General features: G+C 38.8%; 15 protein-coding genes. 8 read left to right on the top strand and 7 right to left on the bottom strand.

What is annotated here, in order from left to right; translation table 11 throughout:
- Window positions 1-79: 79 nt before the first annotated feature.
- Window positions 80-1,078, top strand: a complete 999-nt coding sequence (locus tag M2408_RS07560) for a 4-hydroxyproline epimerase (RefSeq protein ID WP_259180495.1) — start codon at window positions 80-82, stop codon at window positions 1,076-1,078.
- A 22-nt stretch (window positions 1,079-1,100) separates the two neighbouring features.
- Entirely contained in the window at window positions 1,101-2,366 is a 1,266-nt protein-coding gene (locus M2408_RS07565) for an FAD-binding oxidoreductase (protein WP_259180497.1), read from the top strand.
- Window positions 2,367-2,507: 141 nt separating this feature from the next.
- On the opposite strand, the gene M2408_RS07570 is transcribed toward M2408_RS07565, so the two are convergent.
- From M2408_RS07570 to M2408_RS07580, 3 genes are all read right to left on the bottom strand, one after another.
- Window positions 2,508-4,181 (bottom strand): M1 family metallopeptidase, encoded by a 1,674-nt coding sequence (locus tag M2408_RS07570; RefSeq protein ID WP_259180500.1) that lies wholly within the window; start codon window positions 4,179-4,181, stop codon window positions 2,508-2,510.
- A gap of 4 nt (window positions 4,182-4,185) precedes the next feature.
- Window positions 4,186-6,360 carry a DPP IV N-terminal domain-containing protein gene (locus M2408_RS07575; protein ID WP_259180502.1) on the bottom strand — a complete coding sequence of 725 codons (2,175 nt, stop codon included), beginning with the start codon at window positions 6,358-6,360 and terminating at the stop codon, window positions 4,186-4,188.
- A 70-nt stretch (window positions 6,361-6,430) separates the two neighbouring features.
- Window positions 6,431-7,819: an aminopeptidase P family protein gene (locus M2408_RS07580; RefSeq protein ID WP_259180504.1), complete on the bottom strand. Its 1,389-nt coding sequence runs from the start codon at window positions 7,817-7,819 to the stop codon at window positions 6,431-6,433.
- Window positions 7,820-8,300: 481 nt separating this feature from the next.
- On the opposite strand from M2408_RS07580, the gene M2408_RS07585 reads away from it, so the two are divergent.
- Window positions 8,301-9,185, top strand: coding sequence for an AraC family transcriptional regulator (locus M2408_RS07585; RefSeq protein WP_120260770.1), 885 nt, complete (start codon window positions 8,301-8,303; stop codon window positions 9,183-9,185).
- A 334-nt stretch (window positions 9,186-9,519) separates the two neighbouring features.
- On the opposite strand, the gene fabF is transcribed toward M2408_RS07585, so the two are convergent.
- From fabF to M2408_RS07600, 3 genes are all read right to left on the bottom strand, one after another.
- Window positions 9,520-10,758, bottom strand: coding sequence for a beta-ketoacyl-ACP synthase II (fabF, locus tag M2408_RS07590; protein WP_259180506.1), 1,239 nt, complete (start codon window positions 10,756-10,758; stop codon window positions 9,520-9,522).
- A 62-nt stretch (window positions 10,759-10,820) separates the two neighbouring features.
- On the bottom strand, window positions 10,821-11,414 hold the full coding sequence (locus tag M2408_RS07595; RefSeq protein ID WP_259180507.1) for a TetR/AcrR family transcriptional regulator: 594 nt from the start codon (window positions 11,412-11,414) through the stop codon (window positions 10,821-10,823).
- 85 nt (window positions 11,415-11,499) lie between these two features.
- A complete protein-coding gene (locus tag M2408_RS07600; RefSeq protein ID WP_259180509.1) occupies window positions 11,500-12,126 on the bottom strand; it encodes a metalloregulator ArsR/SmtB family transcription factor in 627 nt (208 codons plus the stop codon).
- 197 nt (window positions 12,127-12,323) lie between these two features.
- Here M2408_RS07600 and M2408_RS07605 point away from each other — a divergent pair, with 197 nt between their 5' ends.
- From M2408_RS07605 to M2408_RS07625, 5 genes are all read left to right on the top strand, one after another.
- Complete coding sequence (locus M2408_RS07605) at window positions 12,324-12,950, top strand: superoxide dismutase (RefSeq protein ID WP_259180511.1); 627 nt, start codon at window positions 12,324-12,326, stop codon at window positions 12,948-12,950.
- A gap of 45 nt (window positions 12,951-12,995) precedes the next feature.
- On the top strand, window positions 12,996-13,487 hold the full coding sequence (locus M2408_RS07610; RefSeq protein ID WP_259180513.1) for a DUF2480 family protein: 492 nt from the start codon (window positions 12,996-12,998) through the stop codon (window positions 13,485-13,487).
- 6 nt (window positions 13,488-13,493) lie between these two features.
- Window positions 13,494-14,066, top strand: a complete 573-nt coding sequence (locus tag M2408_RS07615; protein ID WP_259180516.1) for an NADPH-dependent FMN reductase — start codon at window positions 13,494-13,496, stop codon at window positions 14,064-14,066.
- 283 nt (window positions 14,067-14,349) lie between these two features.
- Window positions 14,350-16,272: a sensor histidine kinase gene (locus M2408_RS07620; protein WP_259180517.1), complete on the top strand. Its 1,923-nt coding sequence runs from the start codon at window positions 14,350-14,352 to the stop codon at window positions 16,270-16,272.
- A gap of 14 nt (window positions 16,273-16,286) precedes the next feature.
- A complete protein-coding gene (locus M2408_RS07625; protein WP_259180519.1) occupies window positions 16,287-16,910 on the top strand; it encodes a response regulator transcription factor in 624 nt (207 codons plus the stop codon).
- 18 nt (window positions 16,911-16,928) lie between these two features.
- On the opposite strand, the gene cydB is transcribed toward M2408_RS07625, so the two are convergent.
- Window positions 16,929-18,005, bottom strand: coding sequence for a cytochrome d ubiquinol oxidase subunit II (gene cydB / locus M2408_RS07630; RefSeq protein WP_259180521.1), 1,077 nt, complete (start codon window positions 18,003-18,005; stop codon window positions 16,929-16,931).
- Between the last annotated feature and the right edge of the window lie 5 nt (window positions 18,006-18,010).

Genomic DNA, 18,010 nt, shown 5'->3' on the forward strand with positions numbered 1-18,010 from the left:
ACCGAGCTCATGAATACCATTGAAAATAAATAATAATACCTTAATCTAAAAATAAATGATGAACAAATAATTTATACAAATGAAAAAGACTTTTTTTTGTATTGACTCGCATACCTGTGGATGCCCGGTACGATTGGTTGCTGGCGGTGCCCCCCTTTTAAAGGGTAACTCAATGATGGAGCGGAGGCTGCATTTTATGCAAGAATATGACTGGATTCGCAAAGGATTGATGTTTGAGCCCCGTGGACATGACATGATGAGCGGAAGCATGCTTTATCCACCTTTCGATACAGAAAATGATATTGCTGTTCTTTATATTGAAACCAGTGGCTGCCTGCCGATGTGTGGGCATGGTACAATTGGTACTGTTACCATCGCTATTGAAGAGGGATTAATCCAACCAAAGATACCAGGGAAATTAAGACTGGAAACTCCTGCCGGATTGGTGCATATCGACTACATTCAGGAAGGATCAAAAGTAAAAAGTGTTAAGTTAACAAACGTAAAATCTTTTTTATATGCAGAAGACCTAACGGTCGATTGCCCAGATTTGGGCCTTATTTCTGTTGATGTAGCGTATGGCGGAAATTTTTATGGTATCATCGACCCCCAGGTTAATTTTAAAGATATCAAATTTTATTCAGCGAGTCAGTTGATCCACTATGGTAAAATAATTCGCAAATTACTTAATGAAAAATATAGATTCATCCATCCGGAGGACTCCAATATTCATGGATTGAGCCACATACAGTGGACGGGAGAGCCTGTACATGTTGGCTCCTCTGGACGGAATGCTGTTTTGGTCGGCGAGAATGCGTTGGATCGCTCTCCCTGTGGTACGGGTACTTCGGCACGCATGGCACAATGGTATGCAAAAGGTCGGCTGAAAAAAGGTGATGAATTTGTACACGAAAGCTACATTGGCTCTCAATTTATTGGTAAAATAGAAGGAGAGACCACGGTCGACGGAAAGCCCGCAATCATACCTTCGGTGGAAGGCTGGGCAAGAATAACAGGATACAATACCATTTTTTTGGATGATGAAGATCCATATTTTGGCGGTTTTCAAGTGATTTGATAGATTAATTGATAATAAGAAAGTGAAAGAACATAAAAGAGGTACGGTAGTCGTAATAGGTGCTGGAATTGCGGGGCTTGCTTCGGCCTATTATCTTGTTAAAGATGGATGGGATGTGAAAATCCTGGAAAAAAATGAGGTTGATAATAATTGTTCTTATGGCAACGCTGGAATGATTGTACCAAGTCATTTCACACCATTGGCAGCACCGGGAATGGTAGCGCAAGGAATAAAATGGATGTTTAATAGCAAAAGTCCCTTTTATGTACGACCTTCGTTAAATCCACGATTGATAGATTGGGGACTGAAGTTTTTAAAACATGCAAATCGGGCACATGTTGACCGGCACGCAACTGCGATCCGTGACCTAAATCTCTACAGTAGTCGGTTATATGACGAGTTGAATGCAGAAGAAGGTTTCGATTTTGAGTTGGAACAAAATGGTATTCTGATGATGTATAAATCCAACGAGATAAAGCACGAGGAAACCGAATTGGCACATCGCGCACAAGATCTTGGGTTAGACGTAGAAGTGTTAGATGCAGACGCTGTAAAAGTACTGGAACCGAATCTCAAACTAGATATCTTAGGTGCGGTACTTTATCGTTGTGATGGAAAATTATATCCCCAAAAGTTAATGCAACAGTTGATTCAGTATTTGAAAACTGCAGGTGTGGTGTTTTTTGAGAAAACTGAAGTTCACAAATTTATTACGATCGGAAATACTATTAAAACTGCCGTAAGCAACAAGGGGAATTTCGAAGCTGATGCATTTGTAATAACAGGCGGAGCCTATTTACCGCAATTGATGTCAAAATTGCATGTCCATACACCACTTTTGCCCGGAAAAGGTTACTCCTTTATGTACGATACAAAAGGAGAAGGGAAATTAAATCATGCGGCATTATTACTTGAGGCCAAGGTTGCTGTCACGCCAATGAATGGCCAGATCAGATTTAGTGGCACCATGGAATTGGGCGCTGCAAACGACAAAATTTATGAAAATCGAGTGCGGGGCATTGTAGAATCTATTCCTAAATATTATCCCGAACTACAGATCGATTATCCTAAGGACAAAATATGGTATGGTTACAGACCCTGTTCTCCGGATGGATTGCCTTATTTGGGAAGATTAAAAAATTACGGCAATGCTATTGTAGCTGGAGGAGGAGGAATGATGGGGCTGAGCTTGGGTCCCGCCTATGGCAAGATCGTTTGTGACCTATTGGCTGCTAGAGAAATTGAACCCAGTATTGTCGGATTTAAGCCAGATCGTTTCGACTGTTAACAATCCATTTTATAAACAGTTGCCCCAAAAATAGGATTACCTGCTTTTGGGGCAACTGTTAAATTTTTGTCTCCAAAGTCTTCAAAATCATGCTATTTTCTTGTGTCGTGTTGAAGCTTCCAACATGCTTTTGAATAGCTGTTATTCTGACAAAAGGCCTATATAATAATTGAATGTATCGACATCAATGTTTCCCTTATTTAATCCCGCAATTTTTATCGTTCTGAACTGTTGATCTAGTTGAATAAGCTGTCTCTTTTCGCCTTTTATTCCAATATGGATTGGCATCTGAAACCCTTTGACCGCGCTAATCCACCTACCCATTATTCTACCAGAAGCATCTTGTTGGATTTCTAGTGTTGGAATAGAAGTATGCTGAACATATTGTTCAAATACTTTTGATAGATCCAGACCAGACTGTTGGCTTACATAATTCACAATGTCACTGTAATTTACCTGTTGATGATAGAATTTACTATTCAAACCTCGTAATATAGCACGCCATTTGTCGTCATTATCTATCATAGTGCGGATCATATTGAGCATTACCCCCCCCTTTGGATACATATCACCAGACCCTTCTTTGTTGACGTGATATGGCCCCTGCATGGGGCTGTCATTGTGAATGCCACTTCGGATACCATGCGCATATGCCTGACTGGCTTCTTTGCCGTAGAAATAGTCTATAAATAAACCCTCAGAATAATTGGTGAAACTCTCATGAATCCACATGTCCGCGAGATCGGCCGAAGTGATATTATTGCCAAACCATTCGTGGCCCGATTCGTGGACTACTATGAAATCCCACTTTTGCCCCCAACCTGTTCCCGAAGCATCGTTTCCACGATATCCATTCTGATAATGATTGCCATAGGCAATAGCACTTTGATGCTCCATACCCGTATGATACGTTTCGACCAGTTTGTAACCATCCTCATAAAAAGGATATGGGCCAAACCAATGCTCAAATGCTTCTAGCGTCTGTCTGGCATTTTTTTGAAGATGAGCCTTTTTTTCTGTTTTATCATTCTCCCGCAAGATATAGTAGTCGACATCCAAAGGACCTTTTTCACCTTTGTATTTTTCTTGAAAATGAACGTAGTCTCCGATATTGATAGCCACATTGTAGTTGTTGATCGGATTGGCAACCTTCCAATGGTATTTGGTGTAACCATCTTTCATTTTTTCGACTTTTACCAATCGCCCATTAGACACGTTCATTACTTCTTTTGGGACAGCAATAGAAATCATCATACTGTCGACCTCATCGTATTGATGGTCTTTATTAGGCCACCAGACGCTAGCGCCCATACCTTGGCAGGCGGTAGCCACCCAAGGTTTGCCATTGCTGTCTTTTTTCCAGTCAAAGCCACCATCCCAAGGCGCGCGTGCTGCCTCTGTGGGATGACCTTCATAATACACTGTGAATTCACTTTGCGTACCTTTGGTGATCCTAGTAGGAAAGTTCAAAAAAACAGCATTATATTCTCTTGTAAATGAGAGCTCTTTCCCTTGATAGATAACCTTGTTAATTTTAAGGTTTGCAAACAGATCAAATTGTAGACGTTCAAAATCTTCCGTGGCCTTGAAGCGGAATAAATTTGAACCTGAAATGAATTTATTGTCTATATCTACTTTCACGTCCAAATGATAATATTGGATATCGTAGCAAGTACGTAATGGCGTGAGGTACCCCCGCAATGAATCCGCTCGCGTGAATTCATTTTTTTCCTTCATCAGTTGTGCGTTGGATTGCTGGAGGCCTGCGACTAAAATACCGCAAGTACCTAGTGTATATAATAGTGTTCTTTTCATTCGCTTATCTTCCGCCCGGAGGGCAATGTAGTTTTAAATAATTCGTAAATAATGTTTTTAAATGTTCATGTGTGCCTTCGCCTTCACTAATAGAATGACTACGATTAGGATAGGACATTAACTGAAATTGTACATTATTTTTTATGAATTCGTCTATAAGAACTTCCGCATTCTGATAATGAACATTATCGTCTCCAGTGCCGTGTATATATAGTAGATTTCCTTTAATATTTTTTGCATATTTCAATGGTGACCCATTCTCAAAGTCGGCTAAATTTTCTTGAGGAAGTCCCATATAACGTTCTTGATAGACATTATCATAAAGTAGTTGGTTGGCAACAGCGGCTATTGCAATACCTGTTTTATAGATTTGTGGGTATTGTCCCAGTAAATTGAGGGTACTCGAACCACCACCACTCCATCCCCAGACTGCGATGCGCGAATTATCTACAAAAGACCATTTTAATATTTCCTGTGCGGCTAATGCCTGATCACGAATATTGAGCTGACCGATATTGCGGTAGATACTTTTGCGCCATAGACTACCTTTAGGAGCGGGTGTGCCCCGGTTATCCAAAGAAATATAGATGTATCCGTCCTGGGCCATATTTCCGCTATATAAACTGTTATAACCCGCGCTAAAGTTGTCGATTACAGTTTGTGAAGCAGGCTCACCATATACCATAAAGACTACCGGATACTTTTTATTAGGATCGAAATCCAGCGGTTTGACCATCCAGCCATCTAGTTCTACACCTTCAGGAGTCTTAACTTTGAAAAATTCGGCTATGCCATCACTGACTTTCTTTTCACGTTTAACCTCAAAATCCACTACTGTCCGGTGTGTAGGGAGTTCGATAATAGCATTGTACTTGAGCTCGGCACGGTTGCTAAAGTTGAAGATAGCAATCTTGCCATCTTTCGAGATGTCATAATCGCAAGTTCCCTCGAAAGATGCTGGGGTGAGCCTTTTGGGTGAACCACCTTTCGTGGAGACACTATACAAATATTTTTGGGTCGCATTGGAGGGAGAAGCAGTGAAATAGATTGTTTCTCCTTTTGGGTCTAGAAAATCAAGATTAATAATGTCATAATCTGCTTTGGTAATGAGCTTTTCATTACCTTTCAAGTCAATTTGGTAGATTTTTCGCCAGCCATCTTTTTCAGATACCCAGATAAATGCTTTTCCATCCTGTATCCAGTCCCAGCCCGAAGGATCATTGTTATTCCATCTTGCCTTGATATCGATCCAGGAATCACTCGTTTCGCGATGTATTGCTTGAGCTTGATGAGTAGCAATGGAAGCTGTATAAATCTTACTCTCGTTTTGTTTCCTATTGAGTTGCTGAAAAATAAGCTGTTTGCTATCTATACACCATTCCATACGTGGAATATAATGCTGTGCAGGATCTCCCGGAATGTCTATGCGGCTATTCTTTCCGCTAGCAAGTTCATAAGTCCATATGGAACATTCGCTTGGAGACTGCCCCACTTTCGGATATTCTACAGGAATGGTAAATGAATAGAGACTATCCGTATTATTAATCATTAGAAAATTACGGATACTGTTTGCGTCAAGTTTCCAGTAGGCGATAGAGAGACCATCAGGCGACCATCTAAAACCATCTTTGCAACCAAATTCTTCCTCATAAACCCAATCGAAAGTTCCATTGATCATACGGTCTGTACCATCCTTCGTTACAGCGTTTATATTTCCATTCGTCAGATCCTCCACATAAATATTATGGTCGGCTTTGTTAACATAAGCTACTTTATTGGCTTGAGGATTAAATTTGGCAAACATCAGCTGGGATGATGGAAATTGGCGGCCTAATTGCGTCAATTGATTGGATTTCTTGTTGTACACCCAATAATCACCCCTTGTATTCTCACGCCAAACCTTTTTGCTATTGGTGTAAATTAAAATTAGTTCCCTATTCTTGGAGATAGAAAAACCCTCAACTTTTATTGCCGCGTTGCTGCCTTTTGGAATAAGAGATTGCTGGGGTAAAAAGATTCCGCGGGCCCCATTTTTTGGATTGACGATCTCAATTCCTTTATCCGAAAACTCATAATATTGGTCACCAATATCCGTCCAGAGTCTTTGCGCAAAGAGGGGATTGGATAGGTATAGAACCAATAACAGTTTTGCGATAATAAAATGTCTAATTTTATTCATTTGTATATGATTTATTATTTATCAATTATTTAGTCCTGAGGAGATGTGTTACTTGGGATCTCCAAAGTATTTAATCGATTGCATTGTCCTTTAGGCTATAGATTTCTTGCACTTCACGTTCGAGGTATTTTCCGAGACGACGATAACCATTTTCCTCAATAAGATAATTGTCTTCAATACGGATTCCTCCAAAATCGAGATGTTTCTTCAGAAAGTCATAATTGACAAAATCCCTGTGCAGATTTTGCTGCTCCCAAAGCTGTGTCAGTTCAGGAATGAGATAGATGCCAGGTTCCACGGTAAGTACATTGCCAGCTTCCAGTTCCTTGCCCAATCGCAGGGATTTCAGACCGAAGGTCTTGGTATCTTTAGGTTCGGATGTGCTGTAGCCCACATATTGTTCGCCCAGATCTTCCATATCATGAACATCCAACCCGAGCAGATGACCTAGTCCACATTGAAAGAATAAGGTATGAGCATGGTTGGCAACAGCATCTTGAGAGTTGCCTTTCATAAACCCGACCTGTATCAGTCCCTCCACGAGTGCTTCACAGGCTTTTAGATGGATATCTTTAAAACGGATTCCCGGGCTTAATAACTGTTCAGCGGATTTAAATGCGTGTAAAACGACTTGGTAAATTTCCTCCTGTAAAGAGGTAAAACGTTTACCAACAGGAAAGGTACGCGTTAAGTCGGAAGCATATCCCAATGATGTTTCAACCCCAGAGTCATTCAGAAGAAGGTCGCCTTCATGAACTTGATGGAACTGCATATGGTTGTGCAAGATTTCACCTCTTTTGGTCACGATTGGTGGATAAGAAAAAGACATACCCTGATCCTGTGCAAAATGCTGCATGGCATTGCTAATTTGATATTCATAACGCCCGGGTTTGGTCATCTGGATAGCTAGACGGTGCATATCTACAGCAACATCTACAGCTTTTTCCAGTTCGATAATTTCCTCCACTGATTTAATGCTGCGTTGTGCAGCAACCGCTTGAATTAAAGCTATAGATGGTTGAAGCAGATCAACGGGGCAATTAAACAATTTCCCAAGCAATATTTTATTGTGCGATTGATAGGGGGGAAGGTAATGGAGTGTATTTTGATCGCTTTTTTTCAGATAGTCGAAGAGTTGATCAAATGGTAGTAATTTACTGATCCCCGAAAGAGCCGCTTTTTCTGCTAAGGTCTGTTGTTGTCCCATCCAGACGATATCGTCGATGGTCATTTCATTACCAAATAGTAATGTTTCTCCCAAATCAATATCGAGTACAGCAGCTAGTCGCGGGCTTTTTATACCGATATAATATAAAAAACTACTGTCTTGACGAAAAGGATAGGTATTGTGTTCGAAATTGATTGGGTTTTCAATATTTCCTAAAAAAAGGATTTTTCCAGAAGAAAATTTTGAAATGAGTTCGTTTCTGCGGGTAGTATAGATTTCTTTCTTAAACATATTTGTGAAAATTAAGAGAGGCAACGTATAATTAAGATTTAAAGCGATATTATTTGCATAAATAATACAGAAGCTAATATCGCAAAATTTAATCTTTTAATCTTGAAGACTCTTATTCAATAACGGTATTATGGTTGGTATTTTAACGTTGTTACAATTGCTTATTTTTAATGATTGATACATGAAAATAAAATAATATTGGGATTTAATAAAGTTCTAGGTTTCTATTGAATATTAATTATCACAATTTATCAAAGTCTAATTGTATTTTAACCTTGTTTTTATAAGATATCAAGTTTTAATACTTGATTTTATTAAATACTGAATGGAAAATCTGTCGATTGCTAAATATTATCACATTATATACATATTTTGTTTTTATTTTTTCATGGATTATGATTGATATGTTTACTTGTTTCGTAGTTGTTATATTTATATTAACTAAACAGTGGTAATTACAAATATAAACTTATGAAAACCTATGAAAGCGCTCCAATTTAATGTGCCGACAATGCAAGGCCAAAGCCTAACTATACAAGAAGATATTTTAGAAACTTTTTATCCGCACCTACATAGGCATCAGGAAGCACAGCTCATGTGGATAGTAAAGGGAAGGGGAGTGTTGATTGTTGAAGATACTTTACATCCTTTTAAGGAAAATGATATTTTTTTTTTAGGGGCAAATCAGCCACATGTATTTAAGTCTTCTTCCTTGGATGGTTTTTCAAATGAGTCTCGTTCTATCTCGATTTTTTTTGATCCGAATGGTAAGCTCAAGTTCTTGTTCTCATTGGAAGAATTTGAATCATTAAATCAGTTTATTTATACTAATTCCTGTGGTTTTAAAATTCCAGTGGAATACTTTGATCAAATTTCAGAACGAGTACTACAACTGAAATCTTCAGATCAAATGGATAAATTGATGCATTTTTTCTATCTATTAAGATCTTTGGCGAATATATCAAGGGAGACAGATCCGCTTTGTGCAGAAAGAGCAGAGGTAATCTTAGATACGATTCATAGTTCAAATCGAATCAATATAATCTGTAATTATATTAAAGAAAATCACAAACACGACCTTAGTCTGGAAGAAGTTGCTGATTATGCAAATCTTACACCACAGGCTTTTTGTCGATATTTCAAAAAACATTGTGGCGTTACCTTTGTAACTTATCTCAACAGAATTCGAGTGAAAGAGGTCTGCAATCAACTGACCGAAGATCACTTAGATAGTGTTTCGTTTATCGCATACAGTTGTGGATTTAATAGTATTACAAATTTTAATAGAGTATTTAAACAGATCATTGGCTGCAATCCAAAAGAATATGTACAACAATATAAGCAAACACTGTATTCCGTTATATAACCGGTAAGTGAAATGAGTCGTTCCCAAAATAACGGTCTTCTTGATCTTGGGAATAGAATCAATTATCATCGCGTAGGTGTGTGGGGCATTTCGATGGCTTTCATAGCAGCAGAGATGGTCAAAATGTTGATTTATAAACACTTTTCATTAGGTCTATTGTGTAGGGAAAATAAAGATGGTCCGATTTATCTATCTTTAATGAAGTTGAATAGGCATAAAAAAAGGTTTTCAAACGGGGAGAATAAAAACCTTAAATAACCAATTATAAACCTAAATTATGATACAACAAAGATAGTGTGTTTATTACACTTTGTCAAGATATTTCTAAAAAATATTAAATCTTTTTAAAGAGAATACTTGAATTGTGCCCACCAAAGCCGAAAGCATTGCTCATTGCCGTTTGAACAGTCTTTTCCATGGGTTGATTGACAACGATATTGATGCCTTCAGGAATTGCAGGATCAATATTTTCGATATTTATCGTTGCTGGAATTACATTATTGTTGATTGACTTTATGGCGATAATTGCTTCAATTGCTCCTGCCGCACCGAGTAGATGCCCAGTCATTGACTTGGTTGAGCTGACCCAGAGGTTTTTGGATTTGCCAAATGCAAGTTGCATAGCCTTTAGTTCAGCGATATCACCAACAGGGGTAGATGTGGCATGAAGATTCAGATAGTCCAATTGGTCACTGTTGATTTGAGCTTCTTCCATTGCAAGTGACATTGCCTTAGCTGCGCCTATGCCTTCGGGATGAGGTGAAGTCATATGGTAGGCATCGGCAGTCATCGAAGCACCGACAAGTTCGGCATATATCTTTGCACCTCTTTTCTTAGCATGCTCATATTCTTCCAATATCAAAGCTCCAGCCCCTTCACCCATGACAAATCCATCGCGATCCCGATCAAAGGGTCTACTTGCCGTTTTAGGATCATCATGTCTGCTGGACATTGCTTTCATTGCGGAAAAGCCGCCAACTGAAGCCGGAGTAATAGGAGCTTCTGAACCGCCACTAATAAAAACTTTAGCCTTGCCTAATCGAATATAATTGAATGCATCCATGAAAGCAGTATTGGAGGTCGCACAGGCGGATACCGTTGTATAATTAATTCCCTTCAAGCCAAATTTCATCGATATCATTCCTGAAGCCATATTGACAATCAGTCTAGGGACGAAAAATGGACTAAACCGTGGAATATAATTGCCTTTTACATAACTTTCAACTTCATTCTCAAAGGTTTCCATTCCGCCCTGACCAACACCCCAAATGACCCCAATATCAAATGGATCCATGCTGCTGGGGTCTAAACCGGAATCTTCTAAGGCCTGAGATGCGCTATACAAAGCATATTGCGTAAATAGGTCACTTCTCTTGATCTCATTTCTATCCAAGTATTTCTCCGGTTGAAAGTTCTTGACTTCACTTGCGATTTGCGTTCGAAACAGAGACGCATCAAAACGGCTGATGATCGCTGTGTGATTTTCACCACGTAAGATATTATCCCAGAATATATCAACGTTCTCTCCCAATGGGTTAATTGTTCCCATGCCGGTAATTACAACTCTTTTCATTTTTTTGTTTTTTTAGAATTAATGTGTCAATATACCGATTGGTATCTGTTTTGTTAAAAAAATTAAATTTTGATCTCCCGATCTACCATTTCTTTCATATTGTCTAATACGATGGTAAGATCTTTACCCCGCCCAGAGATTTTTGCAAGTAAAATTCCACCTTCAATCATCGCCATGAAGGTAATCGCAAAGTGTTCAGCAGAAATATGCTGTTTAAACTCTTCATTCGTAATTCCTTCTTCTAATATTGAAATCAATCGTTGCCGCCAAAGCGTAAATGATCGTTTAACTTTTGGCGTTAAAAAAGGGAGCGAATCATCTGCCTCAATAGCAGCATTCATCAATGGGCATCCTCCTGATGCAGCGATGTTTTTGAAATTTTCTTTGTAAAAATCAAAAAATGCGAAAAGCTTTTTTAAAGCTGTTCTGTGTTGGCTAAGCTGTTGATCTACGCCGTCAGCTATTTTTTTACTTTGATAGGTATAAACCTGAAGTGCCAAGTCATCTTTGTCTTTAAAATTACCATAGATACTGCCTTTAGTTAAACCTGTAGCTGTAGTGATGTCTGAAAGTGAGGTAGCATAGTATCCTTTTTTATTAAAGATAGAGGCTGTCTTTTCAATGATAAATTGTCGGGTCTGTTCTGCTTTTGACATGATGAGACTGTTCTTTGGTTTCAAAGATAAAAAATACTTTTTGGTATATTATTGATTTTTGTAGGATGCGACTGAAAAAGTTACATTATTTTCTTTCCGTTATACGATAAGTGCAACGGGAACCGTTTTCGATAATGTATTCTATTCTGCTGATCGAATATGATGGGCCGATAAGTTGTTGAAAATTGTGAAGCTCTGAACGACAAAAACCTTGACATTCAGTAGCTGCGGCACATATGGGACAGTGATTTTCAATAAGGAGATAGGACTCGGCTTCTTTTTTCCATTCGGCCATATATCCCTCTTCCGTTCTCTTGCTTGCGATAATATCCAGTTTTTTTTCGATTGATTTGGTATTCGACAAGGCATTCATATATTTCTGATATACTTTAGATTCTCGATCTGTAATCAATAGATCCAAGGCATTCTCACCAAGCAATTGTTTTATGGATTGCAGGAGTTGTACGGTAATGTCAGCATGACTATCTGGAAATTTTGCGAGCCCTAATGTTGAAAGGCAATAGTAGGTAGATGGTCGGCCTATGCCCTCACTTCTCGCATAAGATTCGATTAGGCCCTGATTGGCAAGATTGAGCAGGTGTTTGCGGGCGCCCTCTTTTGTAATACCCAGCTCTGCAGCAATAAGCGCAGCGGTAACCTCGCCTCGCATTTTTAATAACATTAATATTCTATCTGCTGGAGTCTTCTGCATTTGGCAATTAAAAAGTTGTTTTAATGTTTTCTAAACAAAGATACTATTTTTTCAATTGTTGCTATAATGAATAGCATTAAAGTTTTTTTCTAGTAAAGGCGTAATTTTATGACATTAATAAAACAACTAAATAGTTGTTTTATTAATGTCTATTATTTAGTTTTGATTCATTATTAAAACAATAAAACTAAAATAACATGAGCAAATTTCAATTACCAGATTTATCATATGCCTATGGGGCACTTGAACCTTATTTTGATCAGGAGACAATGACGATTCATCATCAAAAACATCATCAGGCCTATGTTGATAATTTGAATAAAGCCATGGTCGGTACAGGGGCTGAAGGTGTTGAATTGCAAGATATCCTAGCTCAGGTGAGTCAATATAGTCCTGCTATTCGCAACAATGCAGGCGGACACTACAATCATTCCTTGTTTTGGAAAATTTTATCAGCAACACCGAAAACAGTGCCTACCGGAAAGTTGGCAAAGGAAATCGATGCAACTTTTGGTTCTTTAGACGAGTTGAAAACGAGGATAAAAAACGCGGGACTTGGACAATTTGGCTCTGGATGGTCTTGGCTTTATATCAAATACAATGGTACTTTGGACGTCGTAGCGACACCTAATCAGGATAATCCATTGATGGATACACAATTGACGAGTAGAGGTCTGCCAATCTTGGGTGTTGATGTATGGGAACATGCCTACTATTTGAAATATCAGAATAAAAGGGCAGATTATTTGGATGCGTTTTGGTCTGTCTTAGATTGGTCTGCCGTCGAAAAGCAGTATGAAGAAGTGATAGATAAATTGATTTAAAACCTTGAAGATTCGATCAAGCGGAGATAATAATTATAAAATAACATGTTTGTAAATAAGGTTGAAAATTCGGGTATATTGGCGCTCGATCTCATTGATTTCAAAACCACACTTGAGATTATAGAATTTGACATCAAGATACTGTTTTACCAAGAAATGATCGTCAAAGAAAAGGAGTTTAAAGCGGCTCTTGCTGCATTGGAATTGACACCCTTTATAGGCAAAGCCGTTGCTTTTACTTGTTCTGTTGATGCCATCATTCCCCCTTGGATCTATATGGCTTTAGCCGATAAATTCCATCCTGATGTGGCTTATTACGATTTTAAAAGTGTGGAAACATTGGAATTGGAATTATGGACCCAGAATTTGAAGCGGGCAGATTTGTCTCAGTATCAGGATCAAAAAGTGGTTGTGAGGGCAAGGCCAAATATGCCAGAATCACTTTATATGCTAGCTTCTGCACGCTTAATTCCGATTGTTACAACATTGATGTACGGAGAGGTCGGAATGCCAAAGGTTATTTTTAAAAGAGCATAAGAAACAATGAAAGCATTAATATTTAATGGCGCCTTGGAGCGTAGGCAAGAATCTACTTCCGGAGTATTGTCTAATTATTTCGCTGAACAATTGAATCAGCTTGGTGTTGAGAATAGAGTTTTTAACCTTGCGGATAGTGGAATACCACTATTTGATACAAGCCTCAGCAGGATACCCAATAGTGTAAAGATCATGAACAATCTCTTTCTGGAGGCAGACGTGCATTTTTGGTTATCTCCTTTATATCACGGAAGTGTACCGGGGGTAATGAAAAACTGTTTGGATTGGCTAGAGATAAGCGCAAAGAACAGTCCGGCATATCTCACCGATAAAAATATAGGACTGGTTTGTTGGGCGGATGGCGTACAAGCTCTACAAGGGATCAACGCTATGGATGCAATAGCAAAATCATTACGGGCATGGACTTTACCTTTTAGTGTACCTATTGTTAAAAGGGAACTATTTGAAAACACAGGCTCAAAGGAGATATCGTCGGATTATAAACGTAAATTGGACCTGTTGATCAATATCGCAACCACACGTGCAGCAGTATTTGAAACACTGTTGGGACGTTCCTGAAAATAGTATTTTCCTAAAAGCAGTTTAAAAATTATTGCTGCATCATTAATAATAAAGCACCTCGATCTCCATTGAGGTGCTTTATATGTTTTCAAAATTGCTTAGTTTTGAGAAACTGTGTGTTGAAGTGTTCGTAGTATCCACTCAATTTTCCAGAATAGCACATCTATAGCGTTGCATCTCAAAAAAATGCAATAAACTGTTATTATTGTTTCATATTATATAAGGTATCTGATTAATGAGGTTACATTGTAGAGTTTTGTTAAAGTTAATTACCTGTTGTATGCTGTGTTTCACTATACAGCTTACATATGCCCAAAGTTTTCTGCCATTAAATGAGGATAAATATCGGGCGGATGCCGAAATGCTATTGAAGTCGACCTCAAGTGATAGTGTACAGGCACTACAATACTTTTATCTGGCAGATTACTACCGCTTTCGGGATACTGTGAAATTCTGGGAAAATATGCGACAAGGGGAGCGATTGGCTAAGCCTTTTCGAAGCCTTCACGCAATGGGTGCGCTTTACAAAAGCTTCTACTATGGACAATTTTTAGACAGTAAACGTGCTGGGATTGAAGCTCAAAAGTGCGTAGATATTCTTGGAGATGCCAAACAGCCTTTTCAACAGGGACTTTTAGCCAAAGCTTGGTATAATCTGGGGCTAATTCGATTTCCAAAAAAAGGTTTTGCTGATTTACTGGATATACTCAATGGTAAATGTATGCCCTATGCCAAGGCACACGATCCTCTCATGGAAGGTGCAATAAATACCATGATCGGTATGGCCTTTATGTCATCCAATCAATTGGCAAAAGCAGATGAGTATCATCAGATCGCGATCAAACAGTTGGAACAACAACCAGAGAGTACAGCACTACTGGTAGCCTATTTAAATGCCGTTAGCAACTATTGCTACCAGGTTAAATCAAAAGAGGCCCGGCAATTGTTAGATAAGGTCAAGGCAATGTTGGGAGACAAGCCCAACTCTGCCCAACTCCCCAATTATTATTATAATGAAGCGCTCTATTTTACGACAAAGCAACAGACAGATGAAGCGTTACGTATGTTGAATATTGGTTTGGAATGGTCGAAGAAAATGAACAATTGGAAATCCTATCAGATGATGCTTTTTAGAAAGTTTAATGTCTATTTGATGCAGAAAAAATATGCTGAAGCGAAATTGCCATTGGAGGAGATCATAAAAAATGGATTGTTGACACGCGATCTTTACAACAGTAAAATTGTTTATAGCCAATTGGCTGCTGTGAATGAATTGATGGGGGATTACAAAGAAGCACTTAAGATGTCCAATGTAGCGGGTAAACTCTCTGATAGTATTCAGAAAGTCCAGCTTTTGGAGAAGATGAACGAAATGGAGGCGAAATACAAAACCGTAGAAAAAGAAAAATTGATTTTAAATCTGCGCGCTGAGAAAGATCGCAATCAATTTAAGATCTTTCTTGTTTTAGGCATTGCTATTTTACTTTTCATCGTTGTTTTATTCGTCACCTTTTCCTATCGAAAACAACGGAAGTTGAATCGACAGATCCAGATCAATCATGAGATTGCTTTGGAGAAATTGGCGAAGGAAAAACAGTTGCAAATCTCCGAGTCCATGCTCAAAGCTGAAGAACAAGAACGGCAGCGTATTGCGCAAGATTTGCACGATAGTATTGGTGGTATGTTGACAGGATTGAAATATAGGATCTCTGGGGAGCAGAAGGGCGAATTCGATTTGACGAATGAATTACCGCACAAACTGAACGATATTTTGGGTGAAGTTCGACGAATATCGCATAATCTGATGCCCGATTCATTACGGCAATTTGGTCTAATAGCAGCATTGGAACAATTATGTCTTTCGATGAGAAATAATAAGGTGCAAATCCAATTTGAAAATTATGAGGACGACGTACGTCTGGACTTTCAAAAAGGGTTGGCAATATATCGGATCGTCCAGGAAGCGATCTCAAACGCATTGAAATATGCAGATGCAGACCTTATTATTGTTCAGGTAAGTAAATCACAGGGAATATTGCAGGTTTTGATAGAAGACAATGGAAAAGGGTTTGACTCTTCTGCGGCAAATTATGGAATGGGATTAAATAATATGGTCAACAGAATCAAATGGATCAATGGATCTATTGATATGCAGAGCAAACTTGGATCGGGCACACAGATTGAAATAGGAGTAAGAGTTTAGTTAAAAACTAATGTATGAAAATTATCGCGGTGTTAGACGATCATCCCTTATTATTGGAAGGGGTGACTTCTTTTCTCAATAACCAAATCGGGTATAAAGTATATTCATTTCTGGAGGAAGTATCATTGATCGAATTTTTGGATAAGACGAAAGTAGACTTGGTACTCATGGATATGCAGCTTTTGAATACCAGCGGATTGGACGTCTGTCTACAGGTGAAGAAGCTGTTTCCCGTGGTTCCAGTTGTTGCATTGAGTAATTTAGCGGATCGTAATCTTATTTTTCAGTTTATGCGAAATGGCGGGAATGGTTATATACTAAAGGATGTTTCTAATGACGAATTCCTTCGTTGTGTGCAACTTGGACTTGATGGAAAAAAAGCGCTTTGCGATAAAGCCAAGGATCTTTATGCCGGGGCTGTCACTTCCATGGAAGATCTTCCACGTTTAACACGAAGGGAAAAGGAGATTTTGACGATGGTTGCCGATGGCTATACCAGTAATCAGATTGCGGAGAAACTATTTTTAAGTCCCGTTACAATTGAAACACACCGACGCAATCTTCTGACCAAATTTAAAGTGAAAAATATGATCGAATTGGTACAACTTGCGCTAACGCATAAATTGTTGGGGCTCTAGCTTGTCTGAGCGACTATGCTAATGCTCACCATAACCGACATCATCCAGTTTTCCTTTAAAGACCCTAAATTGAATAATAAAATAAGCCACGACCAAAATTGCTGCAAAAATAAACCATCCCAAACCTACGGATAGACCATATTCATGTGCTGCGGCATTCTGGATGGTAAGCGAGGGGTTTACCTTATTGGTTGATGGTAATAAGGTTGGAAACATAGAGGCCACTGTGCTTGCGAAGCTTCCCAGTATAAATAGGGAAGAGAACATAAAACCCGTACCATCTTTTTTGAACTTCCTGATCCAAAATTGTCCCAGCAGGCCAATGGCTGCAATCAAGGGGAATATCCAGAGCCAATAATGATTTTGCAGATTATTTAAGGAGATTGGTTTTACATAATGCCAGACATAAGCAGATAGTATGACCAATACAAGTAATACGAAATTCAATTTAAATATGATGTCTTTAAGACGCTGATTTAGGGTACTGGATGTTTTTAATATAACCCATCCTGCACCATGGATAGTCAGGGTGACGACCGCTACTAAGCCTAGTATCAATGTAAACCAGTCGATGATACCTTGATGTTCAGCCAAAGGATCGAAAGTTGGGTTCCAGAGTGCGAGGAAGAAATAATGTGGTTCTTGTGTGGATATCCCGTTTTCAACCATCCCCAGATTGACTCCGCGAACAACGTTGCCTAAGGCAGCGCCAAAAAATAGTGCTAGAAGTAAGCTCGCTAAACCAAAAGCTTTATCCCATAACGCTTCCCAAAGTCGGTGATGAATTTGTCCTCTCAGCTCAAGACTTATTGCCCTAAAGATCAGTAACCATAATACGAGCATCAGAGGGAGGTAGAATCCACTAAAAGATGAAGCATAAAGTGTTGGAAAAGCAAAAAATAAAACACCACCAGATGCGATCAGCCAAACTTCATTAGCGTCCCAAAAAGGGCCGATTGCATTTGTTACGGCCTTTTTCTCCTCTTCGGTCTTTGCGAAGAATAAATGTACAATTCCCGCTCCAAAATCATAACCATCGAGGACAACATAAATGCCCAACATAAAAGTCAATACTATAAACCAGAATATTTCCATAACAA

The sequence above is a fragment of the Sphingobacterium sp. BIGb0165 genome (assembly GCF_024810095.1).
GTDB classification, from domain to species: Bacteria; Bacteroidota; Bacteroidia; order Sphingobacteriales; family Sphingobacteriaceae; genus Sphingobacterium; species Sphingobacterium detergens.

What these genes read in the sequence shown, in the direction of transcription:
- cydB (WP_259180521.1), bottom strand. Translation starts at nt 18,005, where the DNA reads ATGGAAATATTCTGGTTTATAGTATTGACTTTTATGTTGGGCATTTAT.
- M2408_RS07605 (WP_259180511.1), top strand. Translation starts at nt 12,324, where the DNA reads ATGAGCAAATTTCAATTACCAGATTTATCATATGCCTATGGGGCACTT.
- M2408_RS07610 (WP_259180513.1), top strand. Translation starts at nt 12,996, where the DNA reads ATGTTTGTAAATAAGGTTGAAAATTCGGGTATATTGGCGCTCGATCTC.
- M2408_RS07575 (WP_259180502.1), bottom strand. Translation starts at nt 6,360, where the DNA reads ATGAATAAAATTAGACATTTTATTATCGCAAAACTGTTATTGGTTCTA.
- fabF (WP_259180506.1), bottom strand. Translation starts at nt 10,758, where the DNA reads ATGAAAAGAGTTGTAATTACCGGCATGGGAACAATTAACCCATTGGGA.
- M2408_RS07560 (WP_259180495.1), top strand. Translation starts at nt 80, where the DNA reads ATGAAAAAGACTTTTTTTTGTATTGACTCGCATACCTGTGGATGCCCG.
- M2408_RS07580 (WP_259180504.1), bottom strand. Translation starts at nt 7,819, where the DNA reads ATGTTTAAGAAAGAAATCTATACTACCCGCAGAAACGAACTCATTTCA.
- M2408_RS07600 (WP_259180509.1), bottom strand. Translation starts at nt 12,126, where the DNA reads ATGCAGAAGACTCCAGCAGATAGAATATTAATGTTATTAAAAATGCGA.
- M2408_RS07585 (WP_120260770.1), top strand. Translation starts at nt 8,301, where the DNA reads ATGAAAGCGCTCCAATTTAATGTGCCGACAATGCAAGGCCAAAGCCTA.
- M2408_RS07615 (WP_259180516.1), top strand. Translation starts at nt 13,494, where the DNA reads ATGAAAGCATTAATATTTAATGGCGCCTTGGAGCGTAGGCAAGAATCT.
- M2408_RS07595 (WP_259180507.1), bottom strand. Translation starts at nt 11,414, where the DNA reads ATGTCAAAAGCAGAACAGACCCGACAATTTATCATTGAAAAGACAGCC.
- M2408_RS07620 (WP_259180517.1), top strand. Translation starts at nt 14,350, where the DNA reads ATGCTGTGTTTCACTATACAGCTTACATATGCCCAAAGTTTTCTGCCA.
- M2408_RS07625 (WP_259180519.1), top strand. Translation starts at nt 16,287, where the DNA reads ATGAAAATTATCGCGGTGTTAGACGATCATCCCTTATTATTGGAAGGG.
- M2408_RS07570 (WP_259180500.1), bottom strand. Translation starts at nt 4,181, where the DNA reads ATGAAAAGAACACTATTATATACACTAGGTACTTGCGGTATTTTAGTC.